The sequence below is a fragment of the Rhodococcus sp. NPDC058521 genome (assembly GCF_042719695.1).
Lineage (GTDB): Bacteria > Actinomycetota > Actinomycetes > Mycobacteriales > Mycobacteriaceae > Rhodococcus_F.
On sequence record NZ_JBHXNL010000004.1, the window covers coordinates 345,529 to 365,895 of the forward strand.

A 20,367-nucleotide genomic window follows, 5' to 3' on the forward strand; every position below is an offset into this window, starting at 1 on the left:
AGGTCGTGCGATACGTCAGTCTTCGTCCAACTCGGCGAGCACCTCGTCCGAGAGGTCGATGTTGGTGTAGACGTTCTGGACATCGTCCGAGTCCTCGAGGGCATCCACGAGCTTGAACACCTTGCGAGCACCGTCCGCATCGACCGGAACCTCCACGGAGGCACGGAAATCGGCGTCCGCCGAGTCGTAGTCGATGCCGGACTCCTGCAGCGCGGTACGCACGGCAACGAGATCACCCGGTTCGCTCACGATCTCGAAGGTCTCACCGAGATCGGAGACCTCCTCCGCTCCGGCGTCGAGTACCGCGCTCAGCACGTCGTCCTCCGACCGGTCACCCTTCTCTAGAGTGACGACGCCCTTGCGCGTGAACAGGTAGGAGACCGACCCCGGGTCGGCCATGTTGCCGCCGTTGCGGGTCATCGCGGTGCGAACCTCGCCGGCAGCACGGTTGCGGTTGTCGGTCAGGCACTCGATGAGAACCGCGACACCGTTGGGCCCGTAGCCCTCGTACATGATCGTCTGCCAATCGGCGCCACCGGCTTCCTCGCCTGCCCCACGCTTGCGAGCGCGCTCGATGTTGTCGTTGGGAACCGACGTCTTCTTCGCCTTCTGAATGGCGTCGTACAGAGTGGGATTGCCCGCCGGGTCGCCACCGCCGGTACGAGCCGCCACCTCGATGTTCTTGATCAGCTTCGCGAAGGCCTTGCCGCGCTTGGCATCGATCACGGCCTTCTTGTGCTTGGTGGTGGCCCATTTGGAGTGGCCGCTCATGCGTTTCAAGCCCCTTTCCCGCTGCATTCGGCACGCTGGTATGCGCATTGACAGCTTGGCTGATGTTACCCGCACCCGGGGGTGACGTGAACGGTACCGCCACCGACCGCGCCGACAATCGACTGGACCTTTGATCTATTGTTTGCATACAATACAAACATGTTGATGCGTGTGGATCACGGGTCGGGCACTCCGCTCGGCGAGCAGATCGCGGCCAACGTTCGCGCCGCGTTCCTGCGTGGCGAGGTCAAACCGGGTGATCGTCTGCCGTCGGCTCGCGCGCTCGCGGACTCGGTCGACGTCAACCTGCATACGGTCCTGCGCGCCTACGCCACGCTTCGCAACGAAGGACTGATCGAGCTGCGGCGCGGACGTGGCGCAATCGTTCGCCCCGACACGAGCCCATCGCACACCGCGGTCGAACAAGCAGCGAAGGACTACGTACGAGAGGCCAGATCGTGGGGCCTGAGCACACAGCAGATGCTTCATCTGGTCGAGGAGGCCGCGAAAAAATGACGTCCACAATCCGAACCACCGTCTCGCGGCGGAGAGGGCTGGCCGCGACAACGACGGTCTTGCCGCTACTCGTCCTGTTGGTCACCGCCGCGGCATGGGCAGGCGAACTACCGGACACCATCGCCGTGCACTGGTCGGGTTCGACCCCGGACCGATTCGGTAATCCGGTCACCTACTTCTGGTGCGCGCTCGGCATTGCAATCGCCGCCACCTGCGCTGCAACGGTGGTGACGATCCGAGGGACCGCCGACGATCGGCTGTGGTTGCCGGCGACAGCACTCGTGTCCTGGACAGCTGCGTCCACCTGGATCATGAGTGTGGCCCTCACGCGCCACGCCGGTAGCGCCGAGGACGCACGCATCGGTCCCTGGATCGTCGTTCCACTGCTCGGTATCGCGTGGGCACTGCTGGCATTCGCACTCGCCCCGGCATCACCGCATCCACCGGCAGGCAATCGACCGGTTCTCGACACCCCGCTCTCCCCTACCGAACGGGTGTCGTGGACCCAGCGCGTTCGTGGTCGCTGGGCACTGGTGCTCGCGACCGTGATGGCGACCGCAGCACTCGCCTCATTCCTGCTGGGACAGTGGTGGATCGCGCTGCTGTTCGCGTTGCTCGTCGTGGTGGCGGGTGCCTTCGCTTCGGTCACGGTGCAGGTCGACCAGCGCGGCGTGAGCCTGTCGTCATGGGGTCTTCGCTGGAAGCGGGTTCCACTCGACACGATCGAATCGGCGACCGTGACCAGGATCGTTCCCGTTCAGTGGGGCGGATCGGGATACCGCTTCACACCACGCGGTACCGCGGTCGTCGTACGAGGTGGTGAGGGAATCGTTCTCGAGAAGAAGAACGGTCGCCCCTTCGCCATCACTGTCGATTCGGCGAACGACGGTGCAGCGCTAATCAACTCGCTCGTCGCCGCCACCTGATCGAGGTGCGACCGTCAGGCCCGTCCCCGCACGACGTCGACGAAGAGATCGTGCACGCGCCGATCCCCCGTCACCTCGGGGTGGAACGACGTCGCCATCAACGAACCGTGACGAACCGCGACGATGCGGTCTGCGGCCTGCCCCTCGCTGTGGGGAACACGCGCAAGCACCTCCACACCCTCACCCACTCGCTCCACCCACGGCGCGCGAATGAACACGGCCCGGACAGGGTCGCCGTCGATTCCGGTGAACTCCAGATCGGATTCGAACGAATCGACCTGGCGACCGAACGCATTGCGACGCACCGTCATGTCGATGGCGTTCAGATGCTTCGCGTCCGGTCGGGTATCGAGCACCTCGCTTGCAAGCAGAATCATTCCCGCACACGAGCCGTATGCCGGAAGGCCGTCGGACAGGCGCTGACGAAGCGGTTCCAACAGTTCGAAGATCTCGAGCAGTTTGCTCATCGTGGTCGACTCGCCACCGGGTATGACGATTCCGTCCACCTTGTCGAGTTCTTCCGGTCGGCGCACACCCATCGCATCGGCACCCGAATCGTTCAGTGCAGCAATGTGTTCACGCACGTCGCCCTGCAGCGCGAGGACTCCGACGAGCGGTCGCGTCATGCGAAGATTCCTGTCTCTGTACCGACCTTTGCGGACTCGCGCGGGGTCCGGGTCAGGCCTTCCTGAACGACTGCGGCAACCAGGTTGCCCGACCGGTCGAAGATTCTCCCCTGTGCCAGTGCCCGGCCCAATCCGGCCGAAGGCGAAGTCTGGTCGTAGAGCAGCCATTCGTCCGCACGGAACGGTCGCAGGAACCACATGGCGTGGTCCAGAGAAGCAGTCTGTGTGACGACACCCCGGTGCGGGACCTTCGCAGCGCCGATCAACGTCATGTCGCTCATGTAGGCCAGCGTGCAGATGTGGAACACCTGATCGTCCGGAAGCAGATTCCGGTAACGGAACCACACCTGCTGCCGCGCTGCGATTCCGGGAATCTTCCGAGTGTCGTCGTCAGGGACGATCCGGACGTCCCATTCCTTCCACTCCTCGTAGAACTTCGCCGACGCGACTTCCTTCGAGTCGGCCGTGTCCGGTAGGTCGCCCGGCACCGGCACGGTCGGCATCGCGTCCTGATGCTCGATTCCCTCGTCTGCACGGTGGAACGAGGCCGACATCGTGAAGATCGCCTCACCGTCCTGGATACCGGTCACCCGCCGCGTGACGAAGGACCGACCATCCCGGATTCGGTCGACGAGGAACACCGTCGGCTCTTTCGGATTTCCCGGCCGGAGAAAGTATCCGTGCAGCGAGTGCACTCGGAACTCCTCGTCGACGGTGCGCACAGCGGAGACCAGCGACTGGCCGGCGACCTGCCCACCGAACGTCCGCTGCAGGATCGTCGGGTGAACCGCACCCCTGAAGATGTCTCTCTCCAACGGTTCCAGTTCGAGAATGTCCTCGATACGCGCCATCCGGGCCTCCTAGGTGTCAGCTCAGGTTATCGGTTGGCGAACGGTGACCCGCGCCTCACTCTCCCCGTAGGTGCCTCGTGAGCCCTTCCTGCACGACGGCAGCGACCAGATTCCCCTGCCGATCGAAGATCCGGCCCTGAGTGAACGCACGACCGAGGCCGGCGGAAGGGGACGCCTGGTCGTACAACAACCATTCGTCGGCACGGAACGGACGTAGAAACCAGAGCGCATGATCGAGGGACGCGCTCTGCAGAGGATCGTCGCGATGAATGGTTCTGGCGGATCCCAGCAGCGTCATGTCGCTCATGTAGGCGAGCGCACAGACGTGAAAGAGCGGATCGTCGGGCAGTCTCCTACTCGAACGGAACCAGACCTGTTGTTGCGCAACGATACCCGGACGACGATCAACCTGCTTGTCTCCGACCAGACGCAGATCCCAGTCGGACCATTCACGGGCCAGCCAGGCCGTCTCCTCGTCGTCCGAATCCCGAGCGTGCGGGAGCGATTCCGGGTCCGGAACCCTGGGCATCGCGTCCTGATGCTCGATCCCCTCGTCGTTCACATGGAACGACGCGGACATCGTGAAGATCGATCGGCCGTCCTGAACTGCGCTGACGCGCCTCGTCACGAACGAGCGCCCGTCACGTACCCGATCGACGAGGTACACGATCGGCTGCGTCGGATCACCGGGTCGCAGAAAATATCCGTGGAGCGAGTGGACCGAGAACTGCGGGTCCACCGTTCGCACGGCCGAGACCAATGCCTGGCCGGCGACCTGACCGCCGAAAGTGCGTGGCAGCGACGTCTCCGACGTGATTCCTCGGTAGATGTCCCTCTCGAGACGCTCCAGTTCGAGGATCTCTTCGATCGATGCCATGACATGCCCCTCTCGGCAGATTCAGACGGAAGCGGCTCGAGCCGTGCACATGGCGGTGAGCGTAGTCGAGGAGGTCCGTGGTGGTGTCACCAGTAGGCTTCATCCGATGTTGACCTTGTCGCGTCGCCTGATCCGGATCGTCGCGATTGCAATCGCCGTCATCGTCGTGCTTTCCAGTGGCTGGGTGCACTGGAAGAGCGCATCCCACATCACGCCGGACGCAACCCGACAATGGGTGATCGTCCTCGGCGATCGTGTGCGCGACGGCAAGCCGTCGGTCTATCTGCAGGAGCGACTCGAGACCACGTTGACGATCCTGCGAGAGAACCGGGCCCAGCGAGTGCTCCTGTCGGGCCACGCGGCCTCGAAGAAGGGCGACGAGGTATCCGCAATGCGTAACTACCTGGTCGAACGCGGAGTCGACGCCGGGGTGATCACCGACGACCGTTTCGGAGTGACGACGTACCAGACCTGCGCTCGCGCGAACGCTGTCTTCGAGGTAGACGGAGCCATCCTCGTGACACAGGACTTCCATCTGCGTCGCGCGGTCGCGCTGTGCCGCGCGGAGGGCATCGACGCAGTAGGCGCAGAGGCGGACTCGGACGCCGGCGTCTACCTCACCGTCCGCAACTGGTTCCGGGAGATCGTTCTGTCGCGGCCCAAGGCGGTGCTCGATGCCTTCAGCTCCGCCGGCGCGGACACGCGCGACCGTTGAACGCGGGCTCACGCTGCCGGTTTCCGCAGCGTGGGCCCCGATTCGCCTGTTGATTCAGCGATTACCAACCGCGTTCTGCGAGGCGGTGCGGCACAGGGATGTCGTCGACGTTGATGCCGACCATCGCTTCACCGAGTCCACGCGAGACCTTCGCAAGCACGTCCGGGTCGTCGAAGAACGTGGTGGCCTTCACGATGGCCGAGGCGCGCTCCGCCGGATTGCCGGACTTGAAGATGCCGGAACCGACGAAGACTCCCTCGGCGCCGAGCTGCATCATCATCGCTGCGTCCGCGGGCGTTGCGATACCACCGGCAGTGAACATCGTGACGGGGAGCTTTCCAGCCTTCGCCACCTCGACGACCAGCTCGTACGGTGCCTGCAGTTCCTTGGCGGCAACGTAGAGTTCGTCCTCGCTCAACGACGTCAGACGGCGGATCTCGCCGCCGATGGTGCGCATATGAGTGGTGGCGTTGGAGACGTCACCGGTTCCTGCCTCACCCTTCGAGCGGATCATCGCAGCACCCTCGGCTATACGGCGAAGCGCCTCACCCAGGTTGGTGGCGCCGCACACGAACGGCACCGTGAACTTCCACTTGTCGATGTGGTTGGCGTAGTCGGCCGGAGTCAGAACCTCGGACTCGTCGATGTAATCGACACCGAGACTCTGCAGGATCTGGGCCTCGACGAAGTGACCGATACGGGCCTTCGCCATCACGGGGATGCTCACCGCGGAGATGATCCCGTCGATCATGTCCGGATCGCTCATCCTCGAGACGCCACCCTGTGCACGGATGTCGGCGGGAACTCGCTCGAGTGCCATGACTGCCACTGCGCCGGCGTCCTCGGCGATCTTCGCCTGCTCCGGAGTGACGACGTCCATGATGACCCCGCCCTTGAGCATCTCGGCCATACCCCGCTTGACGCGCGCAGTACCGGTTGAAGGGGTGGTCTCGGGGGTGCTCACAGCGAACTCCTGGGTAGTGGCTGAAATATGACTTCTGAAAACGGGGACGCAGCCCTCGGGCGAACGTCGCAGTGGTCGATTCTATGACGAGCGCAGGACCGGCGCCGTATCCAGTCCGGTTTTGCTGGCCCGCGATCATCGGATTGCTCGTACCTCGGGTTCTCCGGCCTGCCTGAGAACCGATTGCGCCTCGACGAGCAGCTCGGCGAGGTCCTGCGGGTAGACGGACTCCCCCGACTCCGCGAGCGCGGCGATGTCACCGGCCGAACACCAACGATGACCGGTGACGGTACGCCGTTCGAGTTCGGTGAATCCGTCGTAGTTCGGCTCGAACGAGGCGACCCCGACGACGAAGAACAGTTCCTCGGAGCGGATCATCCTGTTGTCCCAGGAAAAGGTCGCGACCCGTCGCCACATCGGTCCCCGCAGGCCGTCGGGATCGACGGTCACACCCGTCTCCTCGAGAATCTCACGGACCGCCGCCGAACGCAGGTTCTCACCCTTCTCGACTGCCCCACCCACCGTGAACCAATAGAACGTCTCGGGCACCGCCGGATCATGACCGCGCAGCAAGAGCACCCTGCCGTCACCGTCCAGCATCACCACCCGGGCCGAAGTCCGCGTCGAGTCCAGCGTCAGGCTCTTCGACCTCGCGGCCGCCGTGGTGCGCTCGGTGATCTCGAAGTACGTGGGAAGGGGCGCCGTACCGCCGAGGTGAAGCCAGCGAACCGGCCGCCTGGTTCGCAGGGCCAGCGTGTCGCGTACCGCGTCGTTGTGGAACCGTCGAGCGATCAGTACCCGAGCCTCTGCATCGGCGAGCTCGGCCACCAACTGCGGACGAACACGGTCGAGATCGATGGTCGCCAATGTTCCGGACACCGCGTTCTCGGCATATTCACGGTCGCCCCGATCGGCCCGTTCGGCCTGATCCGCAAGCGCGACCAGGCGTCGCGACTCCTGGGATCCGATACCGGCAGCGATGGCCCGAACCACGACGGCACGCCGGGCAAGTGCGGCATCGAGGGCGTGCCAGGAGAGATCCGAACGCACGTGCAGTCGGTCGAGCCGATTGGCCGTGCTGTAGGCCCACAGTCCGAGAATGAACACGAACGCCGCAACGAGGGCGATGACGAAGATCGTGAGCGCGGAAAAAGTCACGATCGCACCTCGGTCACACCCGCAGCGCCGACGGTGACCGTCTCGTACACCCGCAGAATCTGCTCGGCCACCACGGGCCAGTCGTATTCGGCGACAACTCCGGTTCCCGCGTCGACGAGTCGCTGCCGGTAGAGGCCGTCGTCGAGCACGCGGAGTACGGCGTCACCGTACGCACCGGAGTCCCCCACCGGCACCAGGACTCCGGCCTCACCGTCGCGTAGCACCCGCCGGAACGCATCGAGTTCACTGGCCACGACCGGGGTGCCGGCAGCCATTGCCTCGACGAGCACGATCCCGAAGCTCTCACCCCCGAGATTCGGTGCGCAATACAAGTCCGCGCTGCGGAGCGCGGACGCCTTCTCGGCGTCCGTGACCTGCCCGAGGAACCGGAAGTGCCGGGCGAGCGAACCCGCCTCGCGTCGTAGTCGCTGCTCGTCTCCCCGACCGACGACGAGCACCTCGAGATCCGGATGCTTCGACACGATCCTCGGTAACGCCCGCATCAGGATCGCCATGCCCTTGCGTGGCTCGTCGTACCGGCCGAGAAACAGGATGGTCGGCCCCGATCTGGGGTAACCCTCCAGCCGTGCGGCGTGGGCAAACGCACCGACATCGACACCGTTCGGGATTTCGACGGCGTCCGACCCGAGCGACTCCATCTGCCATCGGCGAGCCAACTCGGAGACCGCGATCCGTCCACGAATCTTCTCGAGATACGGCTGCAGAACACTCTGGAAAGTGCTGAGCACCAGAGACTTCGTCGTCGAGGTGTGAAATGTGGCGACAATCGGGCCCTGAGCCACCCGAAGGGCCAACATCGACAGGCTCGGCGCGTTCGGCTCGTGAATGTGGAGCACGTCGAAGTCGTTCTCCGATATCCAGCGCCGCACGCGCGCACTGGCCGCGGGACCGAAACTCAACCGTGCGACCGACCCGTTGTACGGGATCGCAAGCGCCTTACCTGCCGACACCACGAAATCCGGCAGTTCCACCCCTTCGGACGCTGGCGCGAGCACGCTCACCTTGTGGCCACGCTCGATCAGAACCTCGGCAAGGTCCACCACGTGAGCCTGCACTCCGCCCGGTACGTCGAACGAATAGGGACAGACCATGCCGATCTTCACGAACCCTCCATCCGGGAGATTCGCGCTTCGGACAGGTCCGAACGCCAGAGCGGTTGCAGCATGTGCCAATCCGCCGGATGCTCGGCGATGTTCGCTTCGAATCGCTCTGCGAGAAGTTGCGTCGTCGCCGCCACACCGCCTGTGGTGTCGAGGGGCGGGTCGACCCGGAAGCCCCATCCGTCATCGGTGAACCAACAGTGGACCGGCAACAGTGCCGCTCCGGTATCGATCGCCAGTTTCGCGGGGCCGGCCGGCATCCGGGTCGGTTCACCGAAGAAGGTGACCGGAATGCCCTTGCTCGCGAGATCGCGTTCGCCCAACAGGCAGACGATCGTGTTCTCACGCAGTCGCCGGGACAACTCCACGAACGGCGGATTCTCACCACCGCTCAACGGAAAGATCTCGAAACCGAGGCCCTCCCGATAGGAGACGAATCGCTGATACAAGGACTCCGGCTTCAGCCGCTCGGCAACCGTGGCGAAACCGCCCCACTGCTGGGCGCACCACACACCGGCCATGTCCCAATTGCCGCTGTGCGGTAGTGCGAGGATCGCTCCACGACCTTCCTTCATCGCCTGCTCGATGTGCTCTTTGCCCTCGATCAACTCGTCCAGATCTCGTGCCGTGCGCTCGAGGTTCATCGAGGGCAGCCTGAACGCCTCCCGCCAGTAACGCGCATACGAACGCATCGACCGACGCATCAGGTCGCCGGGCACCTCCTCCGGCGACACACCCAACACACGAGAAAGGTTGCGACGCAGCTGGTCCGGACCACCGTCACGTGCCGCGAAGTCCGCACCGCGGTCGAACAGAGTCGTGGCCACGCCTTCCGGCAATGCTCGGACCAGACGCCAACCGGCGGCATAACCCAGTTCACCGATCTGATCGGAAAGTGTCACTGCGTGCTCGCTTCACCGTCGTCGGGTGGTGACGAGAGCGGCAGAAGGTCCCGTGCGCCCGGGGACGCCCGCACCGCGAGCACTCGCTGGAAGACGGTGATGACACTGCCCGCGGCGAGAACCCACATGGCGATGTGAATTGCCCACGCCAATCCGAGACCTGTGAGACCCGCGCCCACGAGCACGATGATCAGGCGGTCCGGGCGTTCGATCAGTCCACCGTCTGCAGAGAGTCCGCTCGCCTCGGCGCGAGCCTTCGCATAGGAAATGACCTGCGAGGTGACGAGGCAGATCATCGTGGCCACGAACAGCGGCTTGCTGTCCTCGTGAAGGATCGCCCACCAGCCGAGACCGGCGAAGATCGCACCGTCGGCCAATCGATCGCACGTTGCGTCGAGGACGGCACCGAACCTCGTTCCGCCGCCACGCGCACGAGCCATCGCACCGTCGAGCATGTCGAACATCACGAACAGCCAGATGACCAATGTCCCGATGAACAAGTGGTCGGTCGGAAACAGCGTGACCGCGCCGACGATGCTTGCCACGGTGCCGATCACCGTCACGGAGTCCGGAGTCAATCCGGTCTTCACGAGGGCCCGCCCCATCGGCAGAGTCACCTTCGACACTGCCTCCCTGCCGAAGAAGCTCAGCACCGGCCATCCCCCTCAGTCGTCGACGAAACCGGTTTCACGTCAGCAATCACCAATGAATGGTGCCATGAGCAGTCGACGACGGATTCACTCATGCCAAGCCTTCGCGAGCAAGCTTCGAGTTTCCTGCAGCAACTGCGGCATCACCTTGACTCCGCCGAGGATGGTGATGAAGTTCGCGTCCCCACCCCACCGAGGCACGACGTGCTGATGCAGGTGCTCCGACAACGATCCACCAGCGGCGGCACCGAGATTGAGCCCCACGTTGAACCCGTCCGGATTCGACACGCTCTTGATCACCCGCAACGACTGCTGTGTGAACGCCATCAGTTCCGCGCTCTCGCCCGGCGTCAGATCCTCGAGGGCAGCGACCTTTCGATAGGGCACCACCATCAAGTGGCCGGGGTTGTACGGATACAAGTTCAGCACGGCGAACACGTGCTCGCCACGCGCCACCACGAGGCCGTCCTCGTCGGACATCTTGGGAATGTCGATGAACGGCTCACCCGTCGCGCCTTCGGTACGCGGGGCCTCGGCGATGTACGACATCCGGTGCGGCGACCAGATTCGCTGCAGGTGGTCCGGATCGCCCGGCCCACGATCGACCAGCGGATCCGGCCCATTGACGCGGTCGGCCATCTGTTCAGCCTTTCCCGAGTGCGACGAGCTCCGCGGTCGGTGACGCATTCTCGCGCCGGGCGACCCAATCGGTCACGATCTGCACGGCAGTGTCGACCGGTACACCGTTGACCTGGGTGCCGTCCCGGAAGCGGAAGCTCACGGCCCCGGCCTCCACATCTCGCTCACCTGCGAGCAGCATGAACGGCACCTTCTGAGTGGTGTGGTTGCGGATCTTCTTCTGCATCCGATCGTCGCTCGCGTCGACCTCGGCCCTGATGCCGGCGGACTTCAGTTTCTTGACCACGTCGAACAGATGATCTTCGAACGCCTCCGCAACCGGAATTCCGACCACCTGAACCGGCGCGAGCCACGCCGGGAACGCCCCTGCGTAGTGCTCGGTGAGCACACCGAAGAAGCGCTCGATCGAGCCGAACAGCGCGCGATGAATCATTACCGGGCGGTGCTTGGCACCGTCGTTGCCGGTGTACTCCAGTTCGAACAGCTCGGGCAGGTTGAAGTCGAGCTGAATCGTCGACATCTGCCAGTTCCGGCCGAGTGCGTCCTTCACCTGGACGGAGATCTTGGGGCCGTAGAACGCGGCGCCGCCCGGGTCCGGAACCAGCGTCAGACCGGACTCCTCGCCCACCTCGCGGAGCGTCGCGGTCGCCGTCTCCCACAACTCGTCACTGCCGACGAACTTGTCCGGGTTCTTCGTGGACAACTCCAGGTAGTAGTCGTCCAGACCGTAGTCCTTCAGCACGTCGAGAATGAACCGGAGAACGCTGGCGAGTTCGTCGCGCATCTGTTCCGGAGTGCAGAAGATGTGGGCATCGTCCTGGGTCATTCCGCGTACCCGGGTGAGGCCGTGGACCACGCCCGACTTCTCGTACCGGTAGACCGATCCGAACTCGAACATGCGCAGCGGCAACTCCCGGTACGACCGTCCACGCGAGCGGAAGATCAGGTCGTGCATCGGGCAGTTCATCGGCTTGAGGTAGTAGTCCTGGCCCGGCTTGCGAACCGTTCCGTCCTCGTTCAGCTCCTCGTCGATGTGCATCGCCGGAAACATGCCGTCCTTGTACCAGTCCAGGTGTCCGGATACCTCGTACAGATGTCCCTTGGTGATGTGTGGCGTGTTGACGAAGTCGTAGCCCGCCTCGACGTGGCGCTGACGGGAGTAGTTCTCCATCTCCTGACGGATGATGCCCCCGTTCGGGTGGAACACCGGCAATCCCGACCCGAGTTCGTCTGGGAAGCTGAACAGATCGAGCTCGGCGCCCAGCTTGCGATGGTCGCGACGCTCCGCTTCCGCCAGCAGTTCCAGGTACTCGTCCTGGGCTTCGGTGGATTCCCACGCAGTTCCGTAGACCCGCTGCAGATCGGCGTTGTTCTGATCACCGCGCCAGTAGGCGGCCGAACTACGGGTGAGCTTGAAAGCGGGGATGTGCTTGGTCGTCGGGATGTGCGGTCCCCGGCACAGGTCGCCCCACACCTTTTCACCGGTTCTCGGATCCAGGTTGTCGTAGATGGTGAGTTCGGTGCCTCCCACCTCCATGATCTCCGGATCGTCGATACCCGACTTGTCGTCGATGAGCTCGAGCTTGAAGGGCTCGTTCGCCAACTCCGTGCGCGCATCCTCGATCGAATCGACGACCCGGCGCGAGAACCGCTGCGATCCCTTGATGATCTTCTTCATGCGCTTCTCGAGGGTCGCGAGATCCTCGGGCGTGAAGGGACGGTCGACGGAGAAGTCGTAGTAGAAGCCGTCCGTGATGGGCGGGCCGATTCCGAGCTTCGCGTTCGGGAACTCCTGCTGAACTGCCTGCGCGAGGACATGGGCGGCCGAGTGCCTGATCACACTGCGCCCGTCTTCCGTGTTCGCGGCAACCGGTTCGACTTCTTCGTCCGACTCCGGAGTCCAGGAGAGGTCACGCAGGCGGCCTTCGCCGTCGCGTACGACCACCACCACGTCCGGACCCTTGGAGGGATAACCGGCCTCGCGAACCGCTGTTCCGGCCGTCGTCCCTGCTGGCACCCTGAGGAGCGCGACTGGGGATTCGGGTGCGGGCGTGGTCACGGCGATGTTCTCCTAGGTGAGACGAGGTTCTGCCTACGAACGGCATGGTGCAGTCCCATGCTATCGGGAGTGCCGGAACGGGCTCAGAGCGGACTCTGGAGCCACCCCCACTCGAGACCGACCCACGAGGCCACCATGCCCACCGTGCCGAGTACCCAGAGCGTGGCGAGCACGACGGCACAGGTGAAGACGACTCCGAGGCCCCGGACCCAGAGGTTCTGCTTCGAGAACCAATTCATGAATGCGTCGTACCGCTTGCGTACCCAGCGGAGCAGACGATGGGCCCATTCGAACTCGGACGCGAGGATTCCGAGACCGGTGAACACGATCAGCCAACCGGGTCCCGGGTACGGGATCGCCACGATGCCGGCGACGAGAACCAGAGTTCCCACCACGCCGACTGCGATTCGGTATGTGAGGTCGAGCGACCGATTCTGCGCGATACGCTCGCGCTTTTCGCGCCAGTGCTCGGCCAGTTCGCCGAAACGACTCGTCTCCGATTCTTCGGACTCGCTGTTTCTGGACTGTTCGGAATGAACCTCGTCGGTACTCAGGGGATCCACCTTTTCCCTCACGGGCGGGCAACTACCGACTTCAGAGTACCGACGGGTGAGCATGTCCTCGTTCGGACGACCGCGACCGAATCACCCTGAGAAATGGAAAACCCCTCGTTCGGTACTGAACGAGGGGTTTCGGGTGTGGTCCCGGCTGGGATCGAACCAGCGACCTCCCCGGTGTGAACGGGACGCTCTTCCACTGAGCCACGGGACCGCCGAGCGATGTGTACAACACGCTCGAACGAGTTGGAACACTAACACGACGCCCGGACCGATTACGAATCACGTCCCTGGCATTCGTCCGACTCGGTATCGCACCGTGCCCCTCGTACCCAGCGCCGTTCGGGCGGAGTTCCTACCGACGGGTACTGACCAGGTGATTTGTAAGTATCAACGATGGTCGGCTAGTGTTCTCAACCGCACCACGGAGAGCAATTGCTCCGAGCAACTGGTGCATGCGGACGTGGCGCAGCTGGTAGCGCACAACCTTGCCAAGGTTGGGGTCGCGGGTTCGAATCCCGTCGTCCGCTCGAGAGGTTGGACTCAACCTTCACGGTGGAGTGGCCGAGTGGTGAGGCAACGGCCTGCAAAGCCGTGCACACGGGTTCGATTCCCGTCTCCACCTCGCGCGATTAGCTCAGCGGGAGAGCGCTTCCCTGACACGGAAGAGGTCACTGGTTCAATCCCAGTATCGCGCACCAAGTTTGGAAAATGTAGACCAGAAGTTCTCGACGCCGGCCAGTTCCGGAGTACGGAATCTTCACATGCGGACGTGGCGCAGCTGGTAGCGCACAACCTTGCCAAGGTTGGGGTCGCGGGTTCGAATCCCGTCGTCCGCTCCATTTTTTCGGAGCCTCGTCTCCACCTCGCGCGATTAGCTCAGCGGGAGAGCGCTTCCCTGACACGGAAGAGGTCACTGGTTCAATCCCAGTATCGCGCACGTATGTTCAGGCCAGCGAGCGATTGGCCCCGGCGATCATCGCCCGGCACGCGGATTCCGTGGCATCCGTTCCGACACCCATCGCCCACTTGGAACGGCCACGTCGTTCGGTGAGCGCGAACGTGTACGTACGGCCACCTTCGCGGAACTGATGGAATGCGCGGATCTCGAGGTTGATGCCGGCTTCGGCCAACATCTGGGTCAGGGCAGACACCGGTCCGGTCGCCGTGGTCCTGTACTGCGCGATGGTGTTCGACATCGCGAGCGTCGCCCGAAAGTCGAAGCGGCCGAGGCCCGCACGCGAGGAAGTGAAGGCGCCGAGCCGGATCGGGCCGGACTGGGGCGCGAAGGTCGAGCAGAAGTCGGTCCACCCCATGCGTGCCGCCTCGCTACGGAGTTCGGCAGGGATCCGACGGCAGGGGCCGTGTTGGGAAGGGGTGTCGTGCGCGAGATTGGTGGTATTCATCGAAGTGGTCTTCCGAACGAAGGGAGGACCAACTCATAGCTCGACCCGCAGCGAGGGGTCGGTCCGAATCAGACCCCGCTACGGCGGCGAACTACGAGAATGCGCGACATGCTGTGAAGTATAAACGAACGACGACTCCCCTGCCAAACTTCCCGCGAGTGCGAACGAGCGATTAGCCTCGTCCGGCACTCCCCGATGAGCACAATGGGGTGGACACCGACGAAAGGCATGGTGCAGAGCGCGTGAGTGTTCAGGTGGATTCCGCCGGAATCTGGGATTCCGAAGCAATAGCCGACGTCGCGGCCGCCACTTTCCCGTTGGCATGCCCACCCGAGGCAACACAGGACGACATCGCGGCATTCGTCGACGAGGTGCTGTCGGCCGAACGTTTCTCCGAATATCTCACCGATCCCACCCGCACCGTCCTCAAGGTGACCAACCTTGGTTCGATCGTGGGATACGCGATGCTCGTGAACTCCGAACCGTCGGACCCCGAGGTCGCGCGTTTACTGACAGCCCACCCCACCACCGAGATCAGCAAGTTCTACGTCGTGCCGGGAAAGCACGGAACCGGTGCGTCGTCAGCCCTCATGCACGCGATTGCCGAACGCGCAATCGCGGACGGGCAAGGTGGCCTGTGGCTCGGCGTCAATCAGCTCAACGAGCGTGCGCAACGCTTCTACGCCAAGCACGGTTTCGAACGAGTCGGCACCAAGACGTTTCTGGTCGGCTCTCAGGTGCACCACGACTTCGTGATGCAGCGCGTCCTGCCGACCGGCACGACGCCCCGCTAGCCGGCAGCGACCTCGAACCGGGACAGGGCCAGCAGGCGCGACATGGCACGGAGATACTTCTTCTTGTATCCGCCCGAGAGCATTTCGGGTGTGAAGATCTCGTCGAGACGAGCCCCCGAGACGGTGACGGGGATGCTTGCGTCGTAGAGGCGGTCGGCGAACACCACGATGCGCAGCGCGACCGACTGGTCCTCGGCGGGGTGCACACCATCGAGGAACACGGCCGGAATCCCCTCCACGAGCTTGTTGTAGCGCGAGGGGTGCAGGGTGCTCAGGTGCGCACACAACTCGTCGAAGTTGTCGAGCGAGGCGCCCGGGGTCGACTCGGCTCGCTCGACCAGTTCCTCGGAGGTGATCGGCTCGGGGGCGGGCGGCAGGTCGCGGTGACGGTAGTCGGGTCCGTCCACCCGAATGGTCTCGAAGATGGAACCCAGCTTCTTGATCTCTCGCATGAAGTCCTGGGCTGCGAATCGGCCTTCACCGAGTTGGCCGGGCAGGGTGTTCGATGTGGCGACGATCGACACTCCGCGCGCGGACAGTTCCGAAAGGAGGCGCGAGACGAGCATCGTGTCGCCGGGATCGTCGAGCTCGAACTCGTCGATGCAGAGCACGCTGTGGTCGGACAGCTGTTCGACGGCCTTGTTGAAGCCGAGCGCACCGACGACGTGGGTCAACTCCACGAAGGTTCCGAACGCCTTCGGGGAAGGGACGCTGTGGTAGATCGAGGCGAGCAGGTGGGTCTTGCCGACACCGAATCCACCGTCGAGGTAGAGGCCAATTCCCGTCGCCTGCGACTTCTTGCCGAAAAGTCCGCGACGTCCACCGCCACGAATCTTGGCGACCTTCTTGGAGAACTCCTCGGCTTTCTGCACGGCCTCTGCCTGGCTGGGCTCGGCAGGATCGGGGATGTACGACGCGAAACTCACCTCGTCGAACATCGCCGGCGGCACCATCTGCCCCACCAACTGGTCGGCGGGCACCACAGGGCTTCGATCGACAAGACGAACAGACATGCACCGAGGGTATCCACGTGTTGTGATATCTCATGTGCGACGTGTCGATATTGGGACCTACTTCACACCGGACGATACCCGGCAACAGGCAATCACCGACGAAACCCTGCGTGACCTGTACGCCTATCCACCGACGAACGGCCGTCCGTACGTGCGCGCCAATTTCGTGTCCAGCATCGACGGTGCGGTGACTGTCGACGACAGGAGCGGCGGGCTCGGAACACCGGCCGACCACCAGGTGTTCTCGGTCCTGCGCGAACTCGCCGACGCTGTCGTGGTCGGAGCCGGTACCGCCCGGGCCGAAGACTACGGGGGCGTGCATCTCGACGAGGCGGCTCGCCTGCGACGACGCGAGCGTGGCGCCGACGCGGTCCCACCCATCGTGGTGATCTCCGGCAGCGGCAACCTCGATCCGGAGGCACGTCTGTTCTCCGAAGCAAGCGTGCCCACCGTGGTTCTCACCGGCAGCGACGCCGACGACGATGCCCTGCGTCGACTCGAGGCCGTCGGTGCAGACGTCGTTCGGACCGACGACACACGTGTGAGTTCGACGTCGCTGCTCGATTTCCTGACGGAGCGGGGTTGGCTGCGAGTGATCTGCGAAGGCGGTCCCGGTCTGTTCGGGGATCTGAACGCCGATGGGAAAGTCGACGAGCTGTGCAGCACCGTCTCCCCCGTTCTCGTGGGCGGGCGCGCCGGCCGAATCGCCCGGTCCGCCACTGCACACGCCATCCCCATGACGCCACGGCACATCCTCGCCGACGACGACGGCACGCTGCTCTTTCGCTGGGTTCGGCACACGTCGACCGATCGGTGAGTTCGGCACGCGGGCGAGGCCGTGTGCTGTGGACCACGTGAACCTGGCAGGCTGTGCGGCATGCGCAGATCGGTGTTGCTCGCAATGGTTCTCGCGGTGTGCTGTGCGTGCGGCGCCGGACCGTCCACCCGACCGCACGTGGCCGTGGAACAAGAACGCGGCGGAGCACCCGAACCCACGGAGCTCGAGGACCCGAACGCGCCCCCACCGCCCCTCGAAGCGCCACATTCGGACGTGACGTGGGTCGATTGCGGTCAACAGACTCTCGACCGGTCCGGCCTCGGAGCTCTGCCGGAGGGCGTCGTGCTCGAATGCGGCCACTACGAAGCGCCGATCGACAAGTCCGGCTCGCTACCCGGGTCGTTCCAGGTCGGGATGCTGCGCGCCCGGGCACCGGAAACCCCGCCGGACGCAGCCCCACTGGTTCTGACGTCGGGCTCCGATCGACCGTCGACCAACCAGTTGGCAGCGCTGATGGCCACTGGCGGCAAGGATATGCTGGCTACGAATCCGATTGTGGCCGTGGACCGCCGTGGTATCGGGACTTCCCTGGAGATCGAATGCCTCACCGAGGCCGAGCGCATCGACATCAACAATCTGACCCCGGCAGGAGGCATGACCGGTGACCGCGTCGACGCCATGGCAGCCCTCGGCCGCGAAGCGACGATCGCATGCACCGATTACCTCCAGCCCCAGGAACTCGCATTCGACACGACGCACGCCGCCGACGACATCGAAACGCTCCGGGAACTGTGGGAAGTTCCGGCGCTCGGACTCATCGGAACGGGCAACGGCGCAGCCGTCGCGCTGAGCTATGCGGCGAAGTACCCGGACAGGGTCGGCCGACTGGTACTGGACTCGCCACCGGCAGCCACCGCCGACTCGGTCACGATCACCGAGGAACGGGTACAGGGACAGGAAGCAGCCCTCGACTTCTTCGCCCGGCAGTGCGCCGCGTTGAACTGCTCACTCGGACCCGACCCGCGTGGTGCGGTCTCCGACCTCGTCGACTCCGCGCGAGCGGGCCGGTTGCCGGACGTGTCGGCAAACGCCGCGCTCACCGCGATCGCAGCGACACTGGGATCGCCCACGTCCGACAACCAGGCTCGTGTGCGCAACCTCGCAGACGCACTGTCCGCGGCCCGCGAAGGTGATACCGCAGCACTGCAGGGCCTGGCATCGCGGGGAGCGACCGCCACCCAACGAGACGGCCAGCTCATCGCACGCTGCAGCGACGGGCAGCAGTGGCCTGCCCCGGACCGTGTTCGCGAGCTGTATCGAACCTGGCAGGACGCGTACCCGGTCTTCGGTCCCGAGAGTGCACTGGGAATGCTGGCGTGCGGCGCCTGGCCCGCCACTGCGCCTCCTGCCCTGCCGACCGACCTGAAGGTCCCGGTGCTCGTTCTGTCCGGAGTCGCAGATCCTGTCGTCGGTAACGCGGGCCTCGGTTCCGCCACCGGAGCTGTCGAGGCGGCTGGGGCTCCGACGTCCACCGTCACCTGGCACGGGGCCGGACATCCCGTGGTGAGCACCGACTGTGCACGAAAGTCGATCGGTGCCTACTTCGCCGAGGCCGAGCTTCCCGCCGACGGCAACGCCTGCCCCGGCTGACCGACCGCACGGACTGCGGGTCGCCCGTCACCTGCGACGTCGTTTCGGTGTACCGTGCCGTGGTGTTCCTTCGACAACTCGAGCCCCGCACAGGGCGCACCACCTCCGAGGTCATCAACTTCGCGTTGTGGCCGATCGCAGTGATGACGGTGTTGCACCGCGTGGTCATCAAGGCCGTCAACGGAAACATAACGGACGACTACCGCCCCGTCTACCGCGCTGCCCTGGCATTCCTGAACGGCAAGCCGGTGTACACCGCGAACTTCAACTGGGTGGACCCGCACTACCTCTACCCGCCGTCGGGAACACTGCTGATGGCTCCCATCGCCGTCATCGACCCCGAGAAGTCGCGATGGCTCTTCATCATCGCCAACACGATCGCCATCCTGATCGCGCTCTACCTGCTGCTCAAGATGTTCGATCTCGGGATCAAGTCGATCGCCGCACCCATCCTGATCGTTGCCACCTTCAGTTCCGAGACGGTCACCAACACGCTGGTGTTCACGAACATCAACGGGCTCGTTCTGCTCGGTGAAATGGCCTTCTTGCTCTTGTTACTGCGCCGTCGTGATCTCTGGTCCGGCGTGGCGATCGGGCTCACCTTCGCGGTCAAACCGATTCTGGCGCCGCTTCTGATCCTCCCGCTGGTGCGCGGGCAGTGGAAGGTGTTCGTCACGGCGATCGGCATTCCGCTCGTGTTGACGGCGATCGCCTGGCCGCTGTCGGCCGACCCCATGGATTTCGTGCATCACACCGTCCCGTACCTGACGGAGTCTCGCGACTATTTCAACAGCGCCATCGTCGGAAACGGCCGCTACTACGGGCTCCCGACCGCACTGGTGTGGTCGATGCGGCTCGGGTTCGGCGCCATCGTTCTGGCCTCGCTGTGGCTGCTGTATCGCTACTACCGCAAGGACGAGGTCTTCTTCGTCGCCACCACGACGGGTCTCGTCCTCACGGCGTCCTTCCTGCTCGGGTCGCTCGGGCAGATGTACTACTCGATGATGGTCTTCCCGCTGCTCATGACGGTGGTCTTGTCGAACTCCGTCATGCGGAATTGGCCCGCTTGGCTCGCCGTCTACGGGTTCATGAGTTACGACAGTTGGCTATCGGGCCGTTTCGTCACCGGCGGCAGGGCTGCCGAATACATGCGGTCGACGTTCGGGTGGAGTCTGCTTCTCATCGTCATCTTCTGTGTCCTCGCGTACCGCTACCTGGTGGCACGCCGCGAGGGTCGTCTCGACCAGGGAATCGATCCGAGTTTCCTGCTCTCCACGACTCCGGCCTCGACGCCGTCGAAAGTCGACGGCGCAGACGAAGCCGACAGCAGCTCGAACTCCACCCCGCAAGATCCGGCTCCTGCCAAGACCTGACGAACGGGTTAGCGTGGAGGC

The 20,367-nt window shown here is 64.3% G+C and carries 21 protein-coding genes and 6 tRNA genes; 12 read left to right on the forward strand and 15 right to left on the reverse strand.

The genetic code is table 11. The features are described 5' to 3' along the window. Nucleotides 1–15: 15 nt before the first annotated feature. The gene (locus tag ACFWO3_RS09665; RefSeq protein ID WP_378576561.1) at nucleotides 16–771 is read right to left on the reverse strand and encodes a YebC/PmpR family DNA-binding transcriptional regulator; all 756 of its coding nucleotides are present in this window, start codon (nucleotides 769–771) and stop codon (nucleotides 16–18) included. 159 nt (nucleotides 772–930) lie between these two features. On the opposite strand from ACFWO3_RS09665, the gene ACFWO3_RS09670 reads away from it, so the two are divergent. Both ACFWO3_RS09670 and ACFWO3_RS09675 read left to right on the forward strand, forming a co-directional pair. Next, nucleotides 931–1,287, forward strand: coding sequence for a GntR family transcriptional regulator (locus tag ACFWO3_RS09670; protein ID WP_378576563.1), 357 nt, complete (start codon nucleotides 931–933; stop codon nucleotides 1,285–1,287). Next, nucleotides 1,284–2,213, forward strand: coding sequence for a DUF1648 domain-containing protein (locus ACFWO3_RS09675; RefSeq protein WP_378576565.1), 930 nt, complete (start codon nucleotides 1,284–1,286; stop codon nucleotides 2,211–2,213). The genes ACFWO3_RS09670 and ACFWO3_RS09675 overlap by 4 nt, the downstream gene beginning before the upstream one ends. Before the next feature lie 14 nt (nucleotides 2,214–2,227). Here ACFWO3_RS09675 and pdxT read toward each other — a convergent pair whose 3' ends face one another. From pdxT to ACFWO3_RS09690, 3 genes are read right to left on the reverse strand one after another with little or no spacing between them, the layout of a single operon-like run. After that, nucleotides 2,228–2,839, reverse strand: a complete 612-nt coding sequence (gene pdxT / locus ACFWO3_RS09680) for a pyridoxal 5'-phosphate synthase glutaminase subunit PdxT (protein ID WP_378576567.1) — start codon at nucleotides 2,837–2,839, stop codon at nucleotides 2,228–2,230. Continuing rightward, complete coding sequence (locus ACFWO3_RS09685) at nucleotides 2,836–3,690, reverse strand: acyl-CoA thioesterase (RefSeq protein WP_378576569.1); 855 nt, start codon at nucleotides 3,688–3,690, stop codon at nucleotides 2,836–2,838. The genes pdxT and ACFWO3_RS09685 overlap by 4 nt, the downstream gene beginning before the upstream one ends. A 55-nt stretch (nucleotides 3,691–3,745) precedes the next feature. Continuing rightward, nucleotides 3,746–4,567, reverse strand: coding sequence for an acyl-CoA thioesterase (locus ACFWO3_RS09690; protein WP_378576571.1), 822 nt, complete (start codon nucleotides 4,565–4,567; stop codon nucleotides 3,746–3,748). Nucleotides 4,568–4,673: 106 nt separating this feature from the next. On the opposite strand from ACFWO3_RS09690, the gene ACFWO3_RS09695 reads away from it, so the two are divergent. After that, on the forward strand, nucleotides 4,674–5,282 hold the full coding sequence (locus ACFWO3_RS09695; protein WP_378576573.1) for a vancomycin high temperature exclusion protein: 609 nt from the start codon (nucleotides 4,674–4,676) through the stop codon (nucleotides 5,280–5,282). A gap of 61 nt (nucleotides 5,283–5,343) precedes the next feature. Here the strand turns inward: ACFWO3_RS09695 and pdxS are convergent, their stop codons facing one another. The 9 genes from pdxS to ACFWO3_RS09740 all read right to left on the reverse strand — a co-directional run bounded on the left by pdxS (nucleotide 5,344) and on the right by ACFWO3_RS09740 (nucleotide 13,546). Next, entirely contained in the window at nucleotides 5,344–6,246 is a 903-nt protein-coding gene (pdxS, locus tag ACFWO3_RS09700) for a pyridoxal 5'-phosphate synthase lyase subunit PdxS (protein ID WP_378576575.1), read from the reverse strand. Between the two features lie 135 nt (nucleotides 6,247–6,381). Then, nucleotides 6,382–7,404 carry an NUDIX domain-containing protein gene (locus ACFWO3_RS09705; RefSeq protein ID WP_378576577.1) on the reverse strand — a complete coding sequence of 341 codons (1,023 nt, stop codon included), beginning with the start codon at nucleotides 7,402–7,404 and terminating at the stop codon, nucleotides 6,382–6,384. Next, complete coding sequence (locus ACFWO3_RS09710; protein WP_378576579.1) at nucleotides 7,401–8,528, reverse strand: glycosyltransferase family 4 protein; 1,128 nt, start codon at nucleotides 8,526–8,528, stop codon at nucleotides 7,401–7,403. The genes ACFWO3_RS09705 and ACFWO3_RS09710 overlap by 4 nt, the downstream gene beginning before the upstream one ends. Continuing rightward, nucleotides 8,525–9,427: a phosphatidylinositol mannoside acyltransferase gene (locus tag ACFWO3_RS09715; RefSeq protein WP_378576582.1), complete on the reverse strand. Its 903-nt coding sequence runs from the start codon at nucleotides 9,425–9,427 to the stop codon at nucleotides 8,525–8,527. The genes ACFWO3_RS09710 and ACFWO3_RS09715 overlap by 4 nt, the downstream gene beginning before the upstream one ends. Further along, entirely contained in the window at nucleotides 9,424–10,080 is a 657-nt protein-coding gene (gene pgsA, locus ACFWO3_RS09720; RefSeq protein ID WP_378576584.1) for a phosphatidylinositol phosphate synthase, read from the reverse strand. Before pgsA ends, ACFWO3_RS09715 begins: the two co-directional genes overlap by 4 nt. An 84-nt stretch (nucleotides 10,081–10,164) precedes the next feature. Beyond that, nucleotides 10,165–10,716 carry an HIT family protein gene (locus ACFWO3_RS09725; protein ID WP_378576586.1) on the reverse strand — a complete coding sequence of 184 codons (552 nt, stop codon included), beginning with the start codon at nucleotides 10,714–10,716 and terminating at the stop codon, nucleotides 10,165–10,167. Between the two features lie 4 nt (nucleotides 10,717–10,720). Then, on the reverse strand, nucleotides 10,721–12,775 hold the full coding sequence (gene thrS, locus ACFWO3_RS09730; RefSeq protein ID WP_378576588.1) for a threonine--tRNA ligase: 2,055 nt from the start codon (nucleotides 12,773–12,775) through the stop codon (nucleotides 10,721–10,723). 83 nt (nucleotides 12,776–12,858) lie between these two features. Next, on the reverse strand, nucleotides 12,859–13,338 hold the full coding sequence (locus ACFWO3_RS09735) for a TIGR02611 family protein (protein WP_378576590.1): 480 nt from the start codon (nucleotides 13,336–13,338) through the stop codon (nucleotides 12,859–12,861). Nucleotides 13,339–13,474: 136 nt separating this feature from the next. Beyond that, nucleotides 13,475–13,546: transfer RNA gene (locus ACFWO3_RS09740), tRNA-Val, on the reverse strand. A gap of 243 nt (nucleotides 13,547–13,789) precedes the next feature. Between ACFWO3_RS09740 and ACFWO3_RS09745 the strand changes: the two genes are divergently transcribed. The 5 genes from ACFWO3_RS09745 to ACFWO3_RS09765 all read left to right on the forward strand — a co-directional run bounded on the left by ACFWO3_RS09745 (nucleotide 13,790) and on the right by ACFWO3_RS09765 (nucleotide 14,272). Further along, nucleotides 13,790–13,862: transfer RNA gene (locus tag ACFWO3_RS09745), tRNA-Gly, on the forward strand. A 24-nt stretch (nucleotides 13,863–13,886) separates the two neighbouring features. Further along, nucleotides 13,887–13,957: transfer RNA gene (locus tag ACFWO3_RS09750), tRNA-Cys, on the forward strand. A gap of 1 nt (nucleotide 13,958) precedes the next feature. Then, a tRNA-Val gene (locus ACFWO3_RS09755) sits at nucleotides 13,959–14,033 on the forward strand. 65 nt (nucleotides 14,034–14,098) lie between these two features. Next, nucleotides 14,099–14,174 (forward strand) — tRNA-Gly (locus ACFWO3_RS09760). Between the two features lie 26 nt (nucleotides 14,175–14,200). Then, nucleotides 14,201–14,272: transfer RNA gene (locus ACFWO3_RS09765), tRNA-Val, on the forward strand. Between the two features lie 7 nt (nucleotides 14,273–14,279). Here ACFWO3_RS09765 and ACFWO3_RS09770 read toward each other — a convergent pair. Continuing rightward, a complete protein-coding gene (locus tag ACFWO3_RS09770) occupies nucleotides 14,280–14,648 on the reverse strand; it encodes a 2-isopropylmalate synthase (RefSeq protein WP_378576592.1) in 369 nt (122 codons plus the stop codon). Between the two features lie 332 nt (nucleotides 14,649–14,980). Between ACFWO3_RS09770 and ACFWO3_RS09775 the strand changes: the two genes are divergently transcribed. After that, a complete protein-coding gene (locus tag ACFWO3_RS09775; RefSeq protein WP_378576594.1) occupies nucleotides 14,981–15,532 on the forward strand; it encodes a GNAT family N-acetyltransferase in 552 nt (183 codons plus the stop codon). On the opposite strand, the gene zapE is transcribed toward ACFWO3_RS09775, so the two are convergent. Next, complete coding sequence (gene zapE / locus ACFWO3_RS09780; protein WP_378576596.1) at nucleotides 15,529–16,545, reverse strand: cell division protein ZapE; 1,017 nt, start codon at nucleotides 16,543–16,545, stop codon at nucleotides 15,529–15,531. The two genes, ACFWO3_RS09775 and zapE, sit on opposite strands and share 4 nt — an antisense overlap. 34 nt (nucleotides 16,546–16,579) lie before the next feature. Between zapE and ACFWO3_RS09785 the strand changes: the two genes are divergently transcribed. From ACFWO3_RS09785 to ACFWO3_RS09795, 3 genes are all read left to right on the forward strand, one after another. Continuing rightward, nucleotides 16,580–17,362: a pyrimidine reductase family protein gene (locus ACFWO3_RS09785; RefSeq protein WP_378576598.1), complete on the forward strand. Its 783-nt coding sequence runs from the start codon at nucleotides 16,580–16,582 to the stop codon at nucleotides 17,360–17,362. 60 nt (nucleotides 17,363–17,422) lie between these two features. Beyond that, the gene (locus tag ACFWO3_RS09790; RefSeq protein WP_378576600.1) at nucleotides 17,423–18,973 is read left to right on the forward strand and encodes an alpha/beta fold hydrolase; all 1,551 of its coding nucleotides are present in this window, start codon (nucleotides 17,423–17,425) and stop codon (nucleotides 18,971–18,973) included. A 62-nt stretch (nucleotides 18,974–19,035) separates the two neighbouring features. After that, a complete protein-coding gene (locus ACFWO3_RS09795) occupies nucleotides 19,036–20,346 on the forward strand; it encodes a glycosyltransferase family 87 protein (RefSeq protein WP_378576602.1) in 1,311 nt (436 codons plus the stop codon). Nucleotides 20,347–20,367: the final 21 nt, after the last annotated feature.

Bases quoted from the DNA above. Each gene is read 5' to 3' on its own strand.
- ACFWO3_RS09690 (WP_378576571.1), bottom strand. From the start codon at position 4,567: ATGGCATCGATCGAAGAGATCCTCGAACTGGAGCGTCTCGAGAGGGAC.
- ACFWO3_RS09725 (WP_378576586.1), bottom strand. From the start codon at position 10,716: ATGGCCGACCGCGTCAATGGGCCGGATCCGCTGGTCGATCGTGGGCCG.
- ACFWO3_RS09670 (WP_378576563.1), top strand. From the start codon at position 931: ATGTTGATGCGTGTGGATCACGGGTCGGGCACTCCGCTCGGCGAGCAG.
- ACFWO3_RS09675 (WP_378576565.1), top strand. From the start codon at position 1,284: ATGACGTCCACAATCCGAACCACCGTCTCGCGGCGGAGAGGGCTGGCC.
- pdxT (WP_378576567.1), bottom strand. From the start codon at position 2,839: ATGACGCGACCGCTCGTCGGAGTCCTCGCGCTGCAGGGCGACGTGCGT.
- ACFWO3_RS09770 (WP_378576592.1), bottom strand. From the start codon at position 14,648: ATGGGGTGGACCGACTTCTGCTCGACCTTCGCGCCCCAGTCCGGCCCG.
- ACFWO3_RS09665 (WP_378576561.1), bottom strand. From the start codon at position 771: ATGAGCGGCCACTCCAAATGGGCCACCACCAAGCACAAGAAGGCCGTG.
- zapE (WP_378576596.1), bottom strand. From the start codon at position 16,545: ATGTCTGTTCGTCTTGTCGATCGAAGCCCTGTGGTGCCCGCCGACCAG.
- ACFWO3_RS09685 (WP_378576569.1), bottom strand. From the start codon at position 3,690: ATGGCGCGTATCGAGGACATTCTCGAACTGGAACCGTTGGAGAGAGAC.
- ACFWO3_RS09790 (WP_378576600.1), top strand. From the start codon at position 17,423: ATGCGCAGATCGGTGTTGCTCGCAATGGTTCTCGCGGTGTGCTGTGCG.
- ACFWO3_RS09695 (WP_378576573.1), top strand. From the start codon at position 4,674: ATGTTGACCTTGTCGCGTCGCCTGATCCGGATCGTCGCGATTGCAATC.